Raw genomic sequence first — 19,718 nt, forward strand, 5'->3', positions numbered from 1 at the left:
ATAACGATAGTCAGGGCGACAACAATGGCTCATCCCTCATCAAAGGGCAGCGCCGAGCAGAGGGTTTGCCTAGGGCTTCTGTGAACAGACCTCTAGTAGCACATCGACAGCCTCTGGACAGAATTGGCTGCCGCTCTCCTGAGTAATAATCTCCAAGGCTTTATCAATCTCAATTTGTCGCCGGTAGCTGCGTGTCGTGGTCATCGCATCGTAGGCATCCACTACTGAGATAATGCGTGAAATGATAGGGATCTGCTCCCCTTTCAGCCGTTCAGGGTATCCTTTTCCGTCCCACTGCTCATGATGGTGCAACACACAGACCGCAACTTCATCGAGAATTGGATTACCCAGGCAGCGGAGCATGTTTGAGGCAATGATCGGGTGTTGCTTAATGCCATCATACTCTTCCCCAGAGAGCTTACCTGGCTTCAGCAGGATATGATCTGGAATACCGATCTTACCGATGTCGTGGAAACCGGCAGCTAAAGAGAGTATGTCCATCTGATGATCGCTCAGGCCTAGTTGGCGACCGATACACTCTGCCATTGAGACCACGCGCTCTGAGTGGGCGAGCGTGTAGCTGTCCCTGGCTTGTAGCGCATGTTTGAGGATGGTCTCCAGCTTGAAGCCAATATGGCTTTCGAGAAGCGAGACGCAACGCGTCAAATCGGGGTTTTGGTCTTCGGTCACTGGGAGGTTACAACCCGTTTCGATGTTGGATAAACCAGAGAAGAATCCGGCTATTAGATATTGAACGCAATATAGAAAGTTCGATGATATCGATTTTTAACTTCTTGGCAGCAAGTTTGTCAAATCTATTTAGGCGTTAATGACCATACCCCAAGCCATGAAATCTGTTATCAACTATGCAATCAGTGATCCGCTTCCTGGCTGCTCAGTAGTAGAGTCTGTCATGCTTCGTGACAATGAGGTAACCGTTTACCCTGTGCTTCTAAGGGTTTTAAGCTATGCTGCAGGAATAAGCAGTGAGTAAGCACTCTCTATCAGAGGTTTTTTCTTAGTTGCCAAAGCGTTAGAATTTCCCTAAATAATCCGTGCTTGAAAAGTGTCAGATAAGACTCCAGTTAAGTACGACAAACGACTATTTCGAGGTGCAAAGATGGACGTAATGGATCGAATCAAAGATCAGGTCGAGAGCAATCCGGTTGTGATCTACATGAAGGGAACGCCACAATTTCCAATGTGTGGTTTCTCCTCCAGGGCTGCTGCCGCACTACAGGATTGCGGAGTGCCTTTTGCCTATGTGAATGTACTGGCCGATCCTGAGATTTTTGAGAATCTGCCACGTTTTGCCGATTGGCCAACCTTTCCCCAAGTCTACATTGATGGAGAGTTGGTGGGTGGCTGCGATATCACCCTTGAGATGCACCAGAATGGTGAACTGAAGAGCATGATGGAAGAGGCTGCGGCTAAGGTTGCCTCTGCTGGGGAAAGTCAGGCCGAATGACGAAGTGGGATACGAGATTTCTTGGACTGGCTTCCTACATATCTGCTTGGAGTAAAGACCCCTCATCGCAGGTTGGCGCTGTGATTACTGACGGCAACCGCATCATCTCACTCGGTTACAACGGATTTGCTGCTGGTGTGGAGGATAAGCAGGAGCGTCTGGGGGATCGCGCATGCAAGCTCAATCTGACCATTCATGCCGAAGAGAATGCGATGATTTTTGCAAAAAGGGATTTGAGTGGTTGCACCGTCTATGTCACCCATCCGCCCTGTCCCCGATGTGCCTCCAAGCTGATCCAGGAGGAGGTGGGGCGTATCGTCTATGTGACCCCTAGCGAGGATTTTCTCTCCCGCTGGTCAGATGATATCAAGTTGTCCGCTGAGATGTATCGGGAGGCTGGGGTAGAGATAACCCAGTACGATCTGCACGAAATCAATCATCAAAATGCCTCCATTACCATTGCTCCAGGAGGCTTGTTCAAGAACGTTATGAATCTGTTTCTGCAGGATTAGTTCTATCTCCAGCTACCATTTACTGCCGCCGAAATCTCCTCCACTGCGAGGGGATTCAAAAGCCAGCATATGTCAGCTTTCGAGATATGAGAATTGATGAATTACCAATAGCCGAAAACTGAAATCAGTACTATGAACTCTCTTTAACAAAATTGTAGTGACTGGATTATGAGGGTATGCATAACCTGGTGTGGTGCCAATCAAGGCATCGACAGTTCATTGAGTACCATTCGGTAGGTTTTCCCCCCTTGGACACGTTCAATTTTGATCGGAAGGTAGCCAAGCTCAGGGGCGAACCATATGGTGTAGTCAGACTCTTTTGAAGCCTTACTGCGCTCAACCCTCAGGCACTGATAGGTGCCATAGTCAGTTTCAACCCTCTCTTCCCCTACGACTTCAAAGTGATAATGTTTCAACTTGCCGCCATCTGCTACCTGGTAACTGATCTGCCGTTGACCCTGAGCCAAATGAATCCTTACTTGCAGTTGCTGACTGAGTTTATCCTGGGTGTCGCTTGTAATGGCCTGGGACCAGGTTATGCCATGGCTGGTGGTTGCGGCGCTCTGTTTGGGCCAATGGAACTCTACGATACTACTCTCGGAATTCTCATCCCCATCTTTGTAGGTGTAGTGATCGGGAATGATCTGCCCTTGCTGGATGCTGCCACTGCTCTCTTCGATCACTTCATGTCTGCTGAATATTCCGGCCAACATACCGGGTTGAGTGTGTGCACTATAGGTGTATGCCGTACCACTCTGATCCAGGTTGAATTTCAGAGTTAAACGTCCCAGGGGGATGATGTTACGTTTTACTTTGAATGCTGCTGAAAAGGGCTCCAGCACTTCACTCGCAGCTACAGTAAGCGATAGAGATGAGATAAAAAACAGTCCCAACAGCCAATTTACAAGGAGTGGGCGGCGGCTCATAGGCTTACCTGATAGGGTCCTGAGGCGTGAATACCACCGGTTGTTGCAGAATCCTGTTGTCCAGAATGACCTCTCCATTTTCATTCAGTTTAAGTCGCTCCTCAGCAAACCAGCGCAGCGCCAATGGGTAGAGCTGGTGCTCTTTCTCCAGTACCCGTTTTGCCAGGCTATCCGCATTATCCTGTGCTAGAACAGTTACCTGGGCTTGAGCAATGAGTGGGCCACCATCCAGCTTTTCAGTCACAAAGTGTATGCTGGCACCATGCAGTTTATCCCCGGCTGCGAGCGCCTGGCTATGGGTGCGCAGACCGGTATATTTAGGCAGCAGGGATGGATGGATGTTCAACATTCGTCCTGCATAGTGGCCTACAAACTCGTTGGTTAAAATGCGCATAAACCCGGCTAATACAAGCAGGTCGGGATTGTATCCGTCGATCAGAGTCATCAATGCCTGGTCATAGCTTGAACGATCCTGATATTCATTGTGGTCGAGTATTGCGGTTTCGATTCCAGCTGATGATGCCCGTTCCAGACCAAATGCCCCAGCTCGGTTGCTGATGACTGCGGTAATCTGGATAGGCAGGTCCGCCTGGGCTGCATCGATTATCGCTTGCAGATTACTGCCTTTGCCTGATATCAATACTATGACCCGGAGTCGCTGCAATGGGGTCATGCCAGGGATCCGGTTACCACTACAGCTTTGTCATGCTCAGAAGCAGACTCGATTTTACCCAGCTCCCACGCTGTTTCGCCCAGATCGTTGAGTAGTTTCAGGGTGGATTGGGCATCCTCTTCAGAGACACATACCACCATACCAACGCCACTATTAAAGGTTCTCAACATTTCGTCAGACGCCAGATTACCCTGTTGACGAAGCCAGTTGAAGATTGGAGAGAGGGTCCAGCTGTCACTATCGATCACTGCACAGCAATCTGCTGGCAATACCCGAGGCAGGTTTTCAAGTAATCCACCACCTGTTATGTGGGCAAGGGCATGAATCTCGACCTTTTGCATCAGTGCCAGCAAGGATTTGACATAAATCCGGGTTGGCGCCAACAGGGCTTGGCCGAGGTTGGTTTCACCTATCGGCTGGTTCAGGTCTGCCTCGCTCACTTCAAGAATCTTACGAATCAGCGAGTAACCGTTGGAGTGTGGGCCTGATGATGCGAGGCCGATCAAGGTATCTCCAGCTTTGACACGATCCGCTTGTATCAGTTGACTCTTTTCTGCGATACCGACACAAAAGCCAGCAAGGTCATAGTCACCAGAGTCGTAGATGCCAGGCATTTCCGCCGTTTCACCCCCGGTCAGAGCGGCGCCAGCCAGTTCACACCCTTTTGCGATACCCCGTACTACGTCCGTTGCTACTTCGATGTCCAGCTTACCTGTGGCGTAGTAGTCGAGGAAGAACAGGGGCTCTGCACCGGCCACTACGATGTCATTGACACACATGGCAACTAGATCGATGCCGATGGTATCGTGCTTGTTCAACTCCAGGGCAAGTTTCAGTTTCGTGCCTACACCATCAGTTCCGGAAACCAGTACAGGTTCCCGGTAACGATCCAAAGGCAGCTCGAAGAGGGCTCCGAAACCACCTAAGCCGGCAAGTACACCCGGACGAAAGGTCTGTTTGACAATCGGTTTGATACGTTCGACCAGTTCATTGCCTGCATCTATATCTACTCCGGCATCCCGGTAACTTAACGAAGCAGGTTGGTTTGGATTGGACTCATGGGCCACGAGGCAGTTCTCCAGATTGTCATAAAATTCAGAACGGAATTCTAACAGAAGATCATAGCCCAGGTAGGTTTGTGAGCCATGAATTTTCATCTTTTTTCCAAGCGCGTTAAGATGGCCGATTCGATTAGTTAACAGGCCCTAGGAGTATGTGATCTGAAATGAATCAATTTCCAGTGCAGCTATTTTTCAAACTGTTGACTCTATCCCTGTTGTTGGCGCTCTGCTCCTCAGCATATGCCGAGTCGGTGACTAATTTGTATGAAGCCGAAGTGCCGGTCTCGGGACAGAGTGCTGAAGCGCGTACCAAAGGCATTCGTGATGCATTTGCCGGGGTATTGGTGAAAGTCAGTGGAGATAGTAGTCTGCGTGACAATTCCGATTTGGCTCAACTGCTCAAAAGAGCGTCTGGATTAGTCCAGCAGTATAGGTATAAATCGCTGGACTCAGGTAGTGAGGCCGTTGCTGCAAATGCACCCGACCGATTGTTATGGGCTCGCTTTGATGAGAGGGCAGTCAATCGACTGCTGCGTGAGAGTGGTATTCCTGTCTGGGGGGAGACTCGCCCTTCCATGCTGGTCTGGTTGGGAGAGGAGAAGGGAACCCGCAGAGTTCTTATCTCTCCAGAGCGGGAAGCGGGGCTGAAACGACAGCTGACTGGTGTTGCCGACTTCAGGGGAATGCCTCTGGTCTGGCCGTTGATGGATATCGAAGACCAGAACGCCTTGCAGGTCAGTGACTTGTGGGGTGGGTTCGAAGAAAATATCCGACGAGCATCCGACCGTTATCTGCCTGATGTGATACTTGTCGGAAGGCTCTCCCATCGTGGACGCAGCAGTTGGCGGGGAGAGTGGATGCTCTACCTGCCCGATAAGATCATTCGATGGCAGGCACATGCCAACAGCAAACAGGCCTTAGCCCGTGAGGGCATTGAGCAGGCGGTGGATGCACTTGCTCTACGCTTTGCACCACAACAAGTGAGTCAAGGTGTTGCCAACCTGAGATTAAGGGTGCATGGGCTACCCCATCTTGCAGATTATGTATTGGTACAGGATTATCTTCGCTCCTTAGCGATGATCGAAAATGTGGATCTGCTCTCTGCTGGTGAAGAGAAGGTGAGTTTCCTATTACGGGTGCATGGAGGCCGTGACGCACTGGTGCGGGGTATTCAGTTGGGCTCCGTGCTTGAGCCGGTGGTGTTACAGGAGAGTCCGGATCCTGATCAGCCAGACAATATCAGCGATGAGATGGTGGATGGAGAAGGGTTGGATTACCGTCTGCGCTGATCTCTATTGGCAGTGAGGTAGGGCCTGTTAACACTAATCGAATCGACTCTGTTACCCTGAAAAAGCGCCAATGAAGGCGCGAGGAGAGAGGTTTGGTCACTCCAAATGAACGACGAACAACGCCGAGAGGCGCTTTTTCAGGGGTAACCCGAAGGGCTGAGGCTATTTTTCCGCCCAGCGTCGTTATCATTCGCTCATGTAGAATGACTACACTTCGCTTATTCTGCCTTGCTGGACAAAAAAATAGTCTCAGCAGGGCCGATTCGATTAGTGTTAACAGGCCCTAGGAAGAGATGCAGCTTAGTGACATTCCGAATCTGATCAGCATTTTAAGAATCCTGCTGACCCTGCCTATTGTCTGGTTGCTGTTTGAGCAGCAGTTTTCCCATGCATTGATTCTGTTTGCCGTAGCCGGGTTTTCAGACGGATTGGATGGCTATCTGGCGAAACGCTTTGGTTGGCAGAGTTACTTGGGAGGGTTGCTGGATCCCCTGGCTGACAAAGCACTGCTGATGAGTTCATTTCTGGTGCTGGGTGGCCAGGGCCTAATTCCTATCTGGTTGGTGATTCTGGTGATTTTTCGTGATCTGACTATTGTGGGTGGGGCGCTCTACTATAACTTCAGTGTTGAAGAGGTTGATGCAAATCCGAGTCTGGTCAGTAAATTGAATACTTTACTGCAGATCATGCTGGTACTTTTGGTGGTTACCGATGCGGGCCCCTTTCCCTTGCCATATCCGCTGCTTGAATGGCTGACCTGGACAACAGGGCTGACAACATTGATAAGCGGTGTTGCTTATGTTTGGGTGTGGAGTAATAAGGCGCGTAGGAAAGGGTGGCACATCTGAATCCGGGGTAGGATAGGGTAAGCGGATTTTATTTCCTCTATTTATTAACCTACTGAATAGATAGGTTTTTTCAGGGCTTCTGCATGCAACTGATCGAGGTGTGGCTCGCTGAAAGGAGCGATTACATTGCCAGGCTCATTTTTTAGTTGTCTTAACTATTTGATATATAAATGATAATCTACAGTATGCCCGGGTTTGGACTGGACTATCAAAAACTTGCGAAGGCGTAGTGCTGCGGCATATTGATAGGTTAATGTTGGCTGGCAAACAGTGGCTGGGTGAGAAACATACAATCCGACCGAATTCGCAGTTTTGCGGGCATGGCGCTTGTGATGCCAAGCAGCTAGACTATAGTTGGAAAAAATAAGTGTCTATGTGACTTACGGAGAAAAGTTAATGAGAGTTACCACTTCTATTGTTGGCATTGGCCTGCTGTTGTCTTCCGCTGTTTCTCAAGCGGAAATATTTGCCGATGGCTCAGGTATTGAGGGAAACAACTACTTTGGGGTAATAGTTGCCTCACCTCAATATAAAGAGGATGACAGCAATACTGATTTCAGGGGAACAGGTCTGATCGCCCGCGGTGGGCGGGAATTTTTCAAATATATAGCCGTGGAAGGCCATTTTGGGATTTTCAGTGGTGACACAGTCGATGACAACAATTATCAGATAGATTACATGGCCAGCCTTTTTGCCAGAGGTAACCTCTACCTTTTTGATGATCGCGCCAGAGCCTATTTAATGGCCGGTGTGACCTATTTTGCGGGGGATGTGCCCAGATTCAAGGGAGATGATGATGTCGCTCCGGCATTTGGCTTGGGTCTTGAGCTCTACGGCAATGAGCGTAACGCCTTAACCTTCGAAGTAATGCGCTATGCCGATGGTGACCTCCACAATGTCGATTACAAGATCGACTCAATCAATCTGGGTTATCTGCACCGCTTCTGATATCAGACAGCTTACGGCAGTGGCGGATCGCTCCCCCACTGCCTATTTAAAAGGGTAGCTCAAGCTGAGCTCATGCTATCCATTCCATTGAGGTCTCAGCTGAAAACTGTTGACGCTTCGAAAACCGGTCCGTCTACACACACCCGCTTCATTGCCGGACCTTCATTTGTCTCTACCTCAACCACACATCCAGCACAGCCGCCGATGGCGCAAGCCATAAACTCTTCAAGTGAAACCTGGCAGGGAACATTCCATTCTCTGGCCATGGCAGCCACTGCCTGCAACATTGGGTGGGGGCCGCAAGCGAAGATCTCAATCTGTCCACGGGTCTCCCTGTCGAGGCTCCTGAACCAGCTTTGAGCCAATTCGGTCACATAACCCTGGAAGCAGCCGCTGTATCCCTGAAGGCTGGCAAGACGGGAACCCACACCCCAATCATCAAGCAGTGGCATTCCGGCGATGACGCCATCCGGCATGCCTGGGATGAGGATTTTTGAAGGTGTTGGCTGAAAGGGAAAGGGGACTTCCGAGCCGAGAATAATAAATGGTTGTTTATCTTTTTCCCCGCGCATGCTCTCAGCAAGAAATACCATCGGAGGCATGCCAACACCACCACCTATTAACAGGGGTCTGGAGCGCTCAGGTGAGGGTTTAAAGGGGTTGCCAATCGGTCCCATGACGCTGATATGTTCACCCTGTTTGCGTTGTGCCAGCAGACTGGTGCCTTTTCCAACCCGTTTGTAGAGCAGATCGATCCAGCCCTCTTTGTAAGAGCTGCGCATGATCGAGATGGGGCGTCTCATCGGAAGCTGGGGGTCGCAAGTTATATGGACAAAGCTACCAGGCTTGGCTTTGGCCGCACAGTGAGGCGTCAGTAAGCGCATCACGAATTGATCGCCTTCGAACGCTTCGTGGCTGATGATTTCAGCCTCTTCAACAAATACAGAGTTATGGTGTGGTTTGCTCATTTAGTTTCTTCACAGAAGACCAATCGGCCTTTTAAAAATGTGTGTGTGACCTGGCCAGGCATCTCCCAGCCGGTAAAGGGTGTGTTTTTGCCTGCACTTTGAAGCCGATCTGTGGAGACATGCCAGTGCTGTTGCGGATCGTAGATACAGATATCTGCTGAGAGTCCTGGGGAGAGTCTGCCCAAGGGAAGACCGAGGATATCCGCAGGTCCACAGGTGAGGCGTGCGATTGCACTGCTCAAGTCCATCACCCCTTGTTCCACAAGTTTCAGGGTTAGAGGCAGTAGGGTGTCAATCCCCGATATGCCTGGCTCCGTATCAGGAAATGGGGCGGATTTCGCATCCGCCTCATGGGGTTGATGATCAGAGCAGATGGCCTGTATGACATTCTCAGCCACCGCTTTTCTCAGTCCATCCCGGTCGCTGTCTGTGCGCAGAGGTGGTCTGACATGATGATTGCTGTCGAAACCCTCCATATCCAGCTCCGTCAGATGTAGCTGATGGATTGCAACATCAGCGCTGACTCTGCGACCTTCACGTTTTGCCCAAGCCATGGTGCGTGCAGCACTGGCGCTTGAGAGGGCATGAAAGTGGATCACAGCGCCGGTGGTCTCCGCCAGGGCAAGATCTCTAGCCACTGCCACAGTTTCAGCGGCTTCTGGTATGCCAGGCAGACCCAGGCGGTCGGCTACTTTGCCTTCGTGGGCGCAGCCATTGTTACAGAGGTGCTGGTCTTCAGGGCGGATGATGGTCAACAGATTGAAAGTGGAGGCATACTCCATCGCGCGTCGTTGTACCAGGGTATTCTTTAAGGGGGTGTAGTTGTTGGTTACCGCAATACAACCGGCGGCTTTGAGTGCCGCCATTTCACTCAATCGTTCACCATCGAGGTTTTTTGTCAGCGCACCTTGGGGAAGTAGTCTGCAATAACCGGCCTTTCGGGCTTTGTGTCGTATTTGTCCGACCACCGCCGGGGTGTCGATGACCGGTATGGTATCTGGGGGACAGCATAGGGTTGTAATACCGCTGCGGGCGGCGCTGGCTGTTTCACTGGCAATGGTAGCTTTGTGCTCCTCTCCCGGTTCCCTGAGGCTGACACTCAGGTCGATCAGACCGGGACAGACAATCTGGCCAGTGGCATCGAATTTACGACTTGCCTGGAAATCATCCGGTGCAGTGCCCAGGCAGAGAATTTTACCGCCAGAGATGTGGAGGTCAGTAATTTCATCAATACCGTTGGCTGGGTCGATAACCCGTCCGTTGAGGATAGTGAAATCTTTTTTCTTCTTTTTCATACAGCGACCTCCTGAGTACGCAGATTTTGCGTACCGATCACCATCGAGATGATCGCCATACGAATGGCTATACCGTAGCTGACCTGCTGCAGTATCACTGACTTTGATCCATCGGCGACTTGAGAATCCATCTCCACTCCCCGGTTGATTGGTCCGGGATGCATCACAATGGCATCCGGATTCGCCAGTGCCAAACGTCTTTCTGTGAGGCCATAGAGCTTAAAATACTCGTGTTCAGAGGGGAGCAGTGCACCCTGCATTCGCTCTTTTTGCAAACGTAGCATAATGATCACGTCAACGTCTCTGACGCCCTCATCGAAGTCGTGATAGACATGAACACCAAGGCTGCGGGCATCGGAGGGCAGCAGGGTTCGCGGCGCCACGACCCGAACTTCAGAGACCCCTAAGGTATTGAGTGCCAGAATCTGGGAACGGGCTACGCGAGAGTGAAGAATGTCTCCCACGATCGCTACCCGCAGGCCAACAAACTCGCCTTTGTGTCGCCGGATAGTAAACATGTCGAGCATGGCCTGAGTCGGATGAGCATGGCGCCCGTCCCCGGCATTGATCACCCCCACGCCACGGTCGGCATGTTGAGCGATGAAATGGGCAGCGCCACTGGTCGAATGACGCACAATGAACATATCCACGTGCATCGCTTCCAGATTTCTTAAGGTATCCAGCAGGGTCTCACCCTTTGAAGTGGCAGATGCACTGATATTGAGATTGAGCACATCTGCAGAGAGTCGCTTTGCTGCGAGTTCGAAGGTGGTTCTGGTGCGGGTGCTGTTTTCGAAAAACAGATTGGCAACCACCTTGCCCCGACAGAGGGGTACTTTTTTGATGGTACGTTCAGATACTCCGGTGAATCCTTCTGCAGTATCGAGTATTTCAGTGAGTATCGACTGATTGAGTCCGTCGATTGTGAGGAAATGGAGCAGTCGCTGCTCCTCATCCAGCTGTAGGGCCTTGTTGCTCAGACTCATCTATCCTTTCCTTGTTCATCGCCTCTGGAAGTCCGGTTTGTTTTGCCGCCAATAATCAGTCCCAAGGGGTCGGGTCCGATCAAGGTGATGTGTTGATCCGTCTCGAGACTGGGGTGAAGTCCGGTGACATCCGGCTGTATCGGTAACTCCCGACCGCTTCTGTCGACCAGGGTGGCGAGAATGATGGAAGCGGGCCTGCCATAATCGAAAATCTCATTCAGAGCGGCTCTGATAGTGCGGCCAGTCTGCAGTACATCATCGACCAGTATGATGTGTCGGTCATCCACAGGAACCGGCAGGTCTGAAGGGTGAACTTCCGGGTTCATGCCGATGCGTGTGAAATCATCCCGGTAAAATGAGATGTCCAGGGTGCCGAGTGGATCTTTCAATCCCAGCTCCTGGTGCAGTCTTTCAGCCAGCCATACACCACCAGTTCGAATGCCAACCATCAGCGGGGCGGTGATATCCCTCTCATGCAGTAGTGTCCAGATCTTGCCTGCCATGACATCGACAAGGGATTCCACGCCATCGGCGTGCATGAAAGTTTTGTTATCGCTCATTGAACCAGGTTTCCAATATCAGTTTGGCGGCTACCGCGTCATAATCTTCGAGCCGTTTGGCCCGATGTCCCAACCTGTCCCTGGCCTCGAAGGAGGTAAATCGTTCATCTGCCAGATGGACGGTCAAGTGGAAACGGCCTTCGAGCTGTCGTGAAAAGCGTAATGCGGGTTGTGTTGCATCGGTTTCACTATCATCCACATCAAGCGGCAGGCCAACCACCAGGGCCTGAGGCTGCCACTCATCAATCAACTGTTTAATCCGCTCCCAATCAGGCTTGTGGTTAACCAATTCGAGGGTTTCCAGCGGGGTTGCTGTTCCCGTCAGGCTCTGTCCCACAGCAACGCCTATCTTACGGGTACCAAAATCAAATCCCAACAGGGTATCTGTTTGTGCCACCTTGTTATGCGTGTCCTGCATCACCGCTCAGCAGGTTAAGATCAATTCCCAACAAGTCTGCAGCAGCCTGCCAACGCTCCTTGCTGGCCCGTTTGAAGATGATATTGTTTTCAGCTGGCCCACTCAGCCAGACGTTTTGCGCTATCTCATTTTCCAGCTGCCCGGCTCCCCAACTTGCATATCCCAGGGCAACCAGGTTTCGCTCAGGGCCCTTACCGGCGGCAATTGCCTCGAGAATATCCAACGAAGTGGTAACACTGATATCAGTAGTAACCTTCAGTGTCGAGGACCAATCCGAGTCGCTATCATGCAGCACAAAGCCACGATCACTTTGTACCGGGCCACCAGTGTATACTGGTTGTTCCGCGATTTTTTCGGTGCTTACCGGAATCTTCAGCTGCTCGAAAATATCTGCAAGATGGAGCTCCATCGGGCGATTGATCACTATTCCCATGGCGCCATCATTGGAGTGTTCACAAATATAAGTCACCGTATGGAAGAAATTCGGATCCTCGAGTTGCGGCATCGCGATGAGAAAGTGGTTGGTCAGGTTGGTATTGGGGCTCATAGTTTATAGTATCCAATCGCTGGCAGGTGGCTGCAATAGTTATTCTGCGTTGAGTTTGCCGCTACGCAAAAATTGCCAGGTACGTGTGATGTCAAGAATGTCCGTCTCTTTACGTATTTCATTTGGGAAGGGAGAGAAGGGAGCCGCGAGTCGAACGATGCGTACAGCGGCATCGTCAAGAATCTTGTGACCAGACGAATGGAGTACGCGTATCTGCTCAACACTGCCATCTGTCTTTACAGCAACATGCAGTACCAGATTGCCGTAGAGACTGTCTCTTTTGGCTTGATCCGGATAATTCAGGTTACCAATCCGCTCTACCTTACGTCGCCAGGCATCAAGATAGGAGGCATATTTATACTCTTTGGTGCTGGCGCTGATCGCTTTACGTTTGGGTAGTTTGGCATAGGCCTCGGTTTTTCGCTCCAATTCTGCGGTCAGTCTGGCAATTTCCATATTCTTGCTGGCCAGCAATTGTCTGGCTGAGGGGAGGGGCTGCAACTGAGGCAGAGTGGTATCCGGAGAGGTCTTTATATCTGAGATCTCTGTCGTTAGCGGATCCTGTTTGGGTTGCAGTGTCTGTTGAGCTTCTGGAGGCCGGGCGACTTGTGGCACTGCTGAGGGTAGGGGAGTCTCAGCTATTTGCGGTTTCTCCTTCTCACTCTGCTCTCCGCCACCGGTCTGGGAGGTTTGGGCCAGATAATCCGCTTCCTCCTCCTCTTTTGGCTGTTCACTGGGTCGTCTGACCACCATCACTTCAAGGCTCTGTTGCCGAAACTCAGGCTTGTTGGGTTCAAAGGGCTTGAAGGTAATGCCAAGAATTACAAAGGCATGCAAGGCCGTGGCAGCGAACAGACCGATACCAAGAATGTCAGATTGGTTTTGGGTTGAAATCATAAATTGAGTTTAGCTGCTATCGAGTCCATCAGGTCGCCGGCTATGTCCAAATCAAACAGGCGGTCAAGCTCCCTAATACATGTGGGGCTGGTGACGTTGATTTCAGTTAAATAGTCACCGATCACATCGAGGCCGGCGAACAGAATACCACGGGATTTCAGCTCCGGGCCTACTTGTTGCGCGATCCATAGGTCTCTCTCTGACAGGGGTACCCCTTCGCCTCTGCCACCAGCGGCCAGATTGCCCCGAGTCTCACCTTCAGCAGGTATTCTGGCGAGCGCATAAGGGACAGGTTCACCATCTATCATCAGGATACGTTTATCACCTTTGTCGATCTCCGCAATAAAGCGTTGCGCCATCGTATATTGACTCCCGTGTTGAGTCAGTGTTTCGATGATTACGCCGATATTCGGGTCCTTTTGGGTTATGCGGAAGATTGAGGCACCCCCCATACCACCTAGTGGTTTGAGAATAATGTCACCATGAATGCCATGAAATTCACGAATCTCTTCACTATTTCGGGTAACAAGGGTAGGTGGCGTGCATTGGGGAAAGAGGGCTGTGAACAGTTTCTCGTTGGCATCCCTTAAACTATTGGGCCGATTGACAATCAGACACCCCTCAGACTCAGCCTGTTGAAGCAGATAGGTTGTATATATGTACTCCATGTCAAAAGGCGGGTCTTTACGCATCAGTACCACGTCCAGCTGATGCAGAGGCATTCGCTGAGACTGACCAAATTCGAACCAATTGTCAGCATCATCCTTAACTTTTAGATTCCGGCTCTCTGCCCAGCAGGCGCCATCCTTTAGGGAGAGATCCTGCTGCTCAAGGTAGTGGATTCCCCAGCCTCTTGACTGGGCCGCCAGCAACATCGCGAATGTGCTGTCTTTATGTACCTTGATGGAGTCAATTGGATCCATCACTACGCCGAGTTGGATAGTCATAAGATATTTGCGGCCCTGGGTATAGTTGGGGTGGTATTACTTGCTTGGATAATAAATTTTTAAAAAAATTAGTGGTCAATCTTCAGCAGGACATAATAATGCCTCTTTGGGCTGCTTTGAAATGGCCAAATCACGTAAACAGGAATTTTTTCATCCTGGGCTTGATGCTACGAATTTATAGAAGATGAGGCGTTATGGCTTGGCAGCCAATCCCCGTCTGTCTTGTGGTCTGGCACCAAACCAGAATCGCCTTAAGTTTTTCAATGGCTTGCCGCTAGTATGTGCTACATGTTGTTAGGAGTAACTGAATTTATCCCCCTAAGTTAATGAATTGGGAAGTATATTCTTGATGCGGGCTGGTTGTCTTGCTATTTTGTTGGGGTAAATTCGAGGTTATGGACTTGACCGAAAGGGAGGAGAGCCACTGCACATAAGATTTCAGTCAAAAACTAGCGCAGTGTTGTCATTTATTGCTTAAAAATAGAGAGGTGTGTTGCTATGGCGGCACAAACCACCAGTTTTAGAATGATGAGATGCGTCAGTTTTAAGCGGCCTGCAATCGCCTTGTGTTTGGTTGGTTCTCTGTCTCAGGTCTCTATCGCAGATGAGGATGACTATCTGTCGGAGATTTCGATTGAGGCAAAAAAGGTCGATTCCGAACTGCCGACAAAGGGAGAATCGACTCAGAATAGTGAAGTTGGCTCGGTCGAGAATGCAGCTCGAATAGCATTTGAAGAGGATCTGAAGTCTCGTTACATGGGGAGCTACACTTTTTATCAGAAGTTACCCAGACGAGCCCGGGAAGAAGTTTATGAGGAATATATTGGTGGCGCTTCAATTGATGAGATCAGAAAAAAAATTATGAATCGTTTTCTAAATCAGTAGAGAAGTATTAGCTCGGAAATGTTGTCAAGGATTGTTTTATTTATCCCGATGCCAGATCAACTTAAACCTGAAAGGTATAGTGATGAATTGCTGTATTAACTTGATATTTCGAGTCTCCTTGCTGCTTTTGCCGCTGATCGCAGTTGCTGAAGAAGCAACCAACGGGAAAGATCTCGAGGTTAAGCTATCATCTGAAAAGCCATTTACCCATGTCATACATGAAGGCCGTGCAGTCAAAGTGCAACGGATTCAGGATCCCGATTACCAACTTCAGGGTTACTACGCCAAGACAGCGCGAAAATGTCCACCATTCTGTTTACAGCCAATGCAGGTCGATCCTCAGGTGGCGACCATTGGTGAGATTGAGCTTTTTGATTTCATGGAAGGGAAGTTACGAGATAAAACCGGTCTGTTAATTGATGCGAGGACGGCTGAGTGGTTTAATCGTGGCACTATTCCTGGTTCCATCAACATTCCATTTATAGGCTTGAGTAAGCCTGGAACTCCGGAAATGGAACAGGCGCTGTTGCTTTTTGGGGTCAGACCCAGGGGCAGTGTTGGCGCGATCTCCCTTAAGCTTGAGCAGATGGGAATATTGGGAAATGAGGAAATGACTGAAAAATGGGATTTCAGCAACGCAAAAGATCTTGTGCTTTGGTGTAATGGCCCGGAGTGTGGCCAGTCGCCTCGTGCAATCAAAGGATTATTGAAAGTGGGCTACCCAGCCAACAAAATTTTCTATTACCGTGGTGGCATGCAGTTGTGGCAATTATGGGGCCTTACAACTGTAGTGCCGGGCGAGTAACCGATTTTTATGAATATGTCCGTGACATGAGGATTTCAACGTGAGTGGTGATGAAACTGAAAAGGACATCTCTGGTGTCAAAGTCATGGTCATCGATGACAGTAAAACCATTCGGCGCACAGCCGAAAGTCTGCTGAAAAAAGCGGGCTGTGATGTATCAACGGCTACAGATGGTTTTGAGGCATTGGCTATGATCGCTGACCACCATCCTGACGTGATTTTTGTCGATATTATGATGCCTCGTCTTGATGGTTATCAGACCTGTGCACTGATCAAACACAACGATGTGTACAAAAATATACCGGTCATCATGCTATCCAGTAAGGATGGTCTGTTCGATCGGGCACGGGGCAGGATTGTAGGTTCAGAACAATACTTGACCAAACCATTTACCAAGGATGAGCTTTTAGGCGCAATCCGGCGCTATGTTAGTAGTGCTGCATAAGTAGTAACAGTTGCGATTTGGTTTGAGATGGCTGCTATCCAACAGGATGAAAGCTGGATTTAAAGACATTCTTGGATCAGCCGATAAGGACTAGAACCAATGGGCAGAGAGATTCGATGATCAAAAATATATTTCGCAGGGGTCGCGAAGAGTCAGTAGAGAGCAATATCCCATCTACTGGTGAGACCAAGGGTAGGATTCTCGTGGTCGATGATTCGCCCACTGAGGTTGTCGTTTTCAAAAAAATCCTTGCTAAGCATGGTTACGAGATACTCGTGGCAACCGATGGGCAGGAAGGGGTGGACATTGCCAAGCAGGAGTTGCCCGACCTCATACTTATGGATGTGGTGATGCCGGTCCTCAACGGATTTCAGGCGACACGTCAGCTGAAGAATAACGAAGCAACCGCGAAGATTCCGGTGATCATGGTAACCACTAAGGACCAGCAGACCGATATCAATTGGGGGATGCGCCAAGGGGCTACTGAATATATGGTAAAACCTGTCTCACCTGCAGAACTGCTGCACAAGATTAAGGCGTTGATCAATGCCTGATGACGCTATGCAACAGAGCGTTATAGAGACACCGCAAGCGGTGGTTCAACTATTGGCAAACCTGGAGCAACGCAGCCGGGACAGTGCCAAAGGACTCCCTCAGCAAGAACTTATCCAGAGTTATTGGGAAGGGGTGATGTTCTACGTTGGCGAGAGTCGTTTTATCGCGCCACTCAGTAGTGTCAAAGAGATTCTTAATTATCCAACTGCTCTGACTCCGGTTCCAGGCTCGAAGCCTTGGATGATGGGGGTTGCCAATGTACGCGGCACCCTGATCCCGGTAATCGATCTTCAGCTGTTTCTTATCGGTAGAAAGACCCGTCGTACTCGCAGAAGCCGGGTGCTCGTGTTCACTATGGGAAGTGGCTTAAGTGGTGTGCTGGTAGGAGAGATGGTAGGTATGCGCCACTTTACCAGGGAGTCTGCTAAAGAGATGCAGTCGGTTAAAGAAAAATTTTCAAAATATGTTCAGTTTGAATTCGACCAGGACGGGATGGCTTGGCCGGTGTTTAGTCTGCAGGCATTAGCAGACGATCCGGCGTTTCAGATCGCCGCAACCTGACACCATGAGAATAACTGGATTTAGGATTTGGGCTTAAGCTTTCGGGAGAAAGAAGAATGAAAGGCAAACGCGTGGGTGGAACTCTGCCCTCAAATAAGGTCATCACCACATTGGCTATTCTGGTGCTGGTGTGTCTTATCCTGGCACTGGTGACCTTCTTGCATACAACCCAGCGGGAGTCCTACGACGAACAGTATTTGATTCGCGCAGCTGAACAGCAGGTGTTGTCTCAGCGGATTGCTAAATACGCCCTTTCTGCGGCCCGAGGTGAGCTCGAATCATTTAAACCGTTGCAGAAAAGTCGCGACCGATTCGAAAATATCATGTGGGAACTTAAGAATGGTGGAGGCGCTGCCAGTGATCTCCCCGGTTCTCCAGATGAAGTAAAAACCGAATTGGCTGAGCTTGAGAATAAATGGCTGGCACTACGCAGCAACATTGATGAAATCCTCAAAGCACAGGAAAATATTCTGGCGATTGATGAATTCTCTGCAATTATTTCGGAATTCGTACCTCAACTTCAGGAGCTTTCGGAAGAGTTGGCCGAGGTTCTAATCAACAGTAACGCACCGAGACGTCAGGTCTACATCGCTACTGAGCAGGAGATGTTGATTCAGAGAATCAATTCGAATGTTAATCAGGTACTGGCCGGTGGACAGAAAACAGCTGCTGCCATTGATCAGTTCAGCCGTGACGCAGATCTCTTTGGACGAATTCTCGAAGGTCTGCGAACTGGTGATAAGGAGATGAGCATAGCCCAGGTTAAAGACAAGATCGCTCTACAGCGTCTTGATGATGTGGCAACCCTGTTCGCAACCATCCAAGACAATGCGGCAGAGATTATTCAGAATATCCCGGATGTATTACCAGCTCTTGAAGCTGCATCAGTGGTTAGTGGTTCTTCAGACCAGGTCAGTTCCGCTGCGGAGACTATGATTGCCGCATATGGCCAATCTCCAGGACGGTTTTCCTTACTCGGAATCAAAGCAGGCCCAGGTATGATCGCTGTATTCGGTGGTGCTGCCGCAATCTTCCTGGTAATGCTTGGTATGCAGTTGGTCGTTGATGCTCAGCGTCGTGAGCAGGCGAGTAAACAGCAGAACGAAAACAACCAGAAGGCCATTTTGCAGCTGCTCGACGAAATGGGTGACCTGGCTGATGGTGACCTGACCGTTACCGCCAGTGTGACCGAAGATATTACAGGCGCTATTGCTGACTCCATCAACTACGCGATCGAAGCGCTGCGTGAACTGGTTACCACTATCAATCAGACTTCAGAGCAGGTCTCCGGTGCAACCCAGGAGAGTCGTGCCACCGCGATGCATCTTGCTGAGGCGAGTGAGCATCAGGCTGAACAGATCACACAAGCCAATGGTTCCATTGGTGAAATGACCGATGCGATTGATCAGATGTCACAAGACGCGACTGAATCGGCGGAAGTTGCCAAGCGCTCTGTGGAAATCGCTAGCACGGGTGCTGATACGGTACGTAATACCATCACAGGCATGGATAACATTCGTGAACAGATCCAGGAGACCTCTAAACGTATCAAACGTTTGGGTGAAAGCTCCCAGGAGATTGGTGACATCGTTGAGTTGATCGATGATATTGCCGACCAAACCAATATTCTGGCGTTGAATGCTGCGATGCAGGCCGCGATGGCCGGTGAAGCAGGTCGAGGCTTCGCGGTTGTTGCCGACGAGGTACAAAGATTGGCTGAGCGTTCTATCAACGCTACCAAACAGATTGAAGCACTGGTTAAGACCATTCAGGCAGACACCAATGAAGCGGTGACTTCGATGGAAGCCAGTACCTCTGGTGTAGTTAAAGGGGCAACCCTCGCGGAAGACGCTGGTGAAGCTCTGAAAGAGATCGAAAGTGTTTCGCAATATATTGCTGACTTGACGGGCAAAATCGCTACCTCCGCACAGACTCAGTCGGATCAGGCGGTGAACGTTAAAGATACAATGAGCGTCATTCAGGAGATCACCAATCAGACATCGGAAGGTACACACCAGACCGCGAATTCCATTGGTGCTCTGGCCGACCTCTCTGATCAGCTGCAAAAGTCGGTTGCCGGATTCCGTCTGCCAGCCTGATCAAATTGAAGCCAACCCACTGGGT

The 19,718-nt window shown here is 50.1% G+C and carries 23 protein-coding genes; 11 read left to right on the top strand and 12 right to left on the bottom strand.

The annotated features are described in order from the left end of the window. Positions 1-69: 69 nt before the first annotated feature. Positions 70-690 (bottom strand): HD-GYP domain-containing protein, encoded by a 621-nt coding sequence (locus tag AC4IE7_RS02775; protein ID WP_490775275.1) that lies wholly within the window; start codon positions 688-690, stop codon positions 70-72. 430 nt (positions 691-1,120) lie between these two features. Here AC4IE7_RS02775 and grxD point away from each other — a divergent pair, with 430 nt between their 5' ends. Together grxD and AC4IE7_RS02785 are read left to right on the top strand one after the other, a co-directional pair. Continuing rightward, positions 1,121-1,468, top strand: coding sequence for a Grx4 family monothiol glutaredoxin (grxD, locus tag AC4IE7_RS02780; RefSeq protein WP_490775311.1), 348 nt, complete (start codon positions 1,121-1,123; stop codon positions 1,466-1,468). Continuing rightward, positions 1,465-1,980: a dCMP deaminase family protein gene (locus AC4IE7_RS02785; RefSeq protein ID WP_490775276.1), complete on the top strand. Its 516-nt coding sequence runs from the start codon at positions 1,465-1,467 to the stop codon at positions 1,978-1,980. The genes grxD and AC4IE7_RS02785 overlap by 4 nt, the downstream gene beginning before the upstream one ends. A gap of 200 nt (positions 1,981-2,180) precedes the next feature. Here the strand turns inward: AC4IE7_RS02785 and AC4IE7_RS02790 are convergent, their stop codons facing one another. The 3 genes from AC4IE7_RS02790 to purM are packed head-to-tail and all read right to left on the bottom strand — an operon-like array spanning position 2,181 to position 4,646. Further along, a complete protein-coding gene (locus tag AC4IE7_RS02790; protein ID WP_490775277.1) occupies positions 2,181-2,906 on the bottom strand; it encodes a DUF3108 domain-containing protein in 726 nt (241 codons plus the stop codon). Positions 2,907-2,910: 4 nt separating this feature from the next. Then, positions 2,911-3,579, bottom strand: coding sequence for a phosphoribosylglycinamide formyltransferase (gene purN / locus AC4IE7_RS02795; RefSeq protein WP_490775278.1), 669 nt, complete (start codon positions 3,577-3,579; stop codon positions 2,911-2,913). After that, on the bottom strand, positions 3,576-4,646 hold the full coding sequence (gene purM / locus AC4IE7_RS02800; RefSeq protein WP_490775312.1) for a phosphoribosylformylglycinamidine cyclo-ligase: 1,071 nt from the start codon (positions 4,644-4,646) through the stop codon (positions 3,576-3,578). The genes purN and purM overlap by 4 nt, the downstream gene beginning before the upstream one ends. A 158-nt stretch (positions 4,647-4,804) precedes the next feature. Here purM and AC4IE7_RS02805 point away from each other — a divergent pair, with 158 nt between their 5' ends. From AC4IE7_RS02805 to AC4IE7_RS02815, 3 genes are all read left to right on the top strand, one after another. Next, positions 4,805-5,929 (top strand): DUF2066 domain-containing protein, encoded by a 1,125-nt coding sequence (locus AC4IE7_RS02805; protein WP_490775279.1) that lies wholly within the window; start codon positions 4,805-4,807, stop codon positions 5,927-5,929. 293 nt (positions 5,930-6,222) lie between these two features. After that, on the top strand, positions 6,223-6,777 hold the full coding sequence (locus tag AC4IE7_RS02810; protein WP_490775280.1) for a CDP-alcohol phosphatidyltransferase family protein: 555 nt from the start codon (positions 6,223-6,225) through the stop codon (positions 6,775-6,777). A gap of 396 nt (positions 6,778-7,173) precedes the next feature. Continuing rightward, the gene (locus tag AC4IE7_RS02815) at positions 7,174-7,725 is read left to right on the top strand and encodes a hypothetical protein (RefSeq protein ID WP_490775281.1); all 552 of its coding nucleotides are present in this window, start codon (positions 7,174-7,176) and stop codon (positions 7,723-7,725) included. A 95-nt stretch (positions 7,726-7,820) separates the two neighbouring features. On the opposite strand, the gene AC4IE7_RS02820 is transcribed toward AC4IE7_RS02815, so the two are convergent. From AC4IE7_RS02820 to gshB, 8 genes are read right to left on the bottom strand one after another with little or no spacing between them, the layout of a single operon-like run. Continuing rightward, entirely contained in the window at positions 7,821-8,693 is an 873-nt protein-coding gene (locus tag AC4IE7_RS02820; RefSeq protein WP_490775282.1) for a dihydroorotate dehydrogenase electron transfer subunit, read from the bottom strand. Next, positions 8,690-9,988 carry a dihydroorotase gene (locus AC4IE7_RS02825; RefSeq protein ID WP_490775283.1) on the bottom strand — a complete coding sequence of 433 codons (1,299 nt, stop codon included), beginning with the start codon at positions 9,986-9,988 and terminating at the stop codon, positions 8,690-8,692. The genes AC4IE7_RS02820 and AC4IE7_RS02825 overlap by 4 nt, the downstream gene beginning before the upstream one ends. Then, positions 9,985-10,974, bottom strand: a complete 990-nt coding sequence (locus tag AC4IE7_RS02830; RefSeq protein ID WP_490775284.1) for an aspartate carbamoyltransferase catalytic subunit — start codon at positions 10,972-10,974, stop codon at positions 9,985-9,987. Before AC4IE7_RS02830 ends, AC4IE7_RS02825 begins: the two co-directional genes overlap by 4 nt. Beyond that, complete coding sequence (gene pyrR / locus AC4IE7_RS02835) at positions 10,971-11,534, bottom strand: bifunctional pyr operon transcriptional regulator/uracil phosphoribosyltransferase PyrR (protein WP_490775285.1); 564 nt, start codon at positions 11,532-11,534, stop codon at positions 10,971-10,973. The genes AC4IE7_RS02830 and pyrR overlap by 4 nt, the downstream gene beginning before the upstream one ends. Further along, complete coding sequence (gene ruvX, locus AC4IE7_RS02840; protein WP_490775286.1) at positions 11,524-11,952, bottom strand: Holliday junction resolvase RuvX; 429 nt, start codon at positions 11,950-11,952, stop codon at positions 11,524-11,526. Before ruvX ends, pyrR begins: the two co-directional genes overlap by 11 nt. Next, positions 11,936-12,499, bottom strand: a complete 564-nt coding sequence (locus AC4IE7_RS02845; protein ID WP_490775287.1) for a YqgE/AlgH family protein — start codon at positions 12,497-12,499, stop codon at positions 11,936-11,938. The genes ruvX and AC4IE7_RS02845 overlap by 17 nt, the downstream gene beginning before the upstream one ends. Positions 12,500-12,538: 39 nt before the next feature. Next, on the bottom strand, positions 12,539-13,396 hold the full coding sequence (locus tag AC4IE7_RS02850; RefSeq protein WP_490775288.1) for an energy transducer TonB: 858 nt from the start codon (positions 13,394-13,396) through the stop codon (positions 12,539-12,541). Then, complete coding sequence (gene gshB, locus AC4IE7_RS02855; protein WP_490775289.1) at positions 13,393-14,343, bottom strand: glutathione synthase; 951 nt, start codon at positions 14,341-14,343, stop codon at positions 13,393-13,395. Before gshB ends, AC4IE7_RS02850 begins: the two co-directional genes overlap by 4 nt. Positions 14,344-14,841: 498 nt before the next feature. On the opposite strand from gshB, the gene AC4IE7_RS02860 reads away from it, so the two are divergent. The 6 genes from AC4IE7_RS02860 (at position 14,842) to AC4IE7_RS02885 (ending at position 19,693) form a co-directional block, all read left to right on the top strand. Then, positions 14,842-15,228: a hypothetical protein gene (locus AC4IE7_RS02860; RefSeq protein WP_490775290.1), complete on the top strand. Its 387-nt coding sequence runs from the start codon at positions 14,842-14,844 to the stop codon at positions 15,226-15,228. Between the two features lie 82 nt (positions 15,229-15,310). Then, positions 15,311-16,033 carry a rhodanese-like domain-containing protein gene (locus tag AC4IE7_RS02865; protein WP_490775291.1) on the top strand — a complete coding sequence of 241 codons (723 nt, stop codon included), beginning with the start codon at positions 15,311-15,313 and terminating at the stop codon, positions 16,031-16,033. An 85-nt stretch (positions 16,034-16,118) separates the two neighbouring features. Further along, positions 16,119-16,478, top strand: a complete 360-nt coding sequence (gene pilG, locus AC4IE7_RS02870) for a twitching motility response regulator PilG (protein ID WP_490775313.1) — start codon at positions 16,119-16,121, stop codon at positions 16,476-16,478. Between the two features lie 116 nt (positions 16,479-16,594). Continuing rightward, positions 16,595-17,032: a response regulator gene (locus AC4IE7_RS02875; protein ID WP_490775292.1), complete on the top strand. Its 438-nt coding sequence runs from the start codon at positions 16,595-16,597 to the stop codon at positions 17,030-17,032. Continuing rightward, positions 17,025-17,594 carry a chemotaxis protein CheW gene (locus AC4IE7_RS02880; protein WP_490775293.1) on the top strand — a complete coding sequence of 190 codons (570 nt, stop codon included), beginning with the start codon at positions 17,025-17,027 and terminating at the stop codon, positions 17,592-17,594. Before AC4IE7_RS02875 ends, AC4IE7_RS02880 begins: the two co-directional genes overlap by 8 nt. Before the next feature lie 56 nt (positions 17,595-17,650). Next, positions 17,651-19,693: a methyl-accepting chemotaxis protein gene (locus AC4IE7_RS02885; protein WP_490775294.1), complete on the top strand. Its 2,043-nt coding sequence runs from the start codon at positions 17,651-17,653 to the stop codon at positions 19,691-19,693. The last annotated feature ends 25 nt before the right edge of the window (positions 19,694-19,718 follow it).

The sequence above is a fragment of the Candidatus Thiodiazotropha sp. AKAK3 genome, assembly GCF_058244645.1.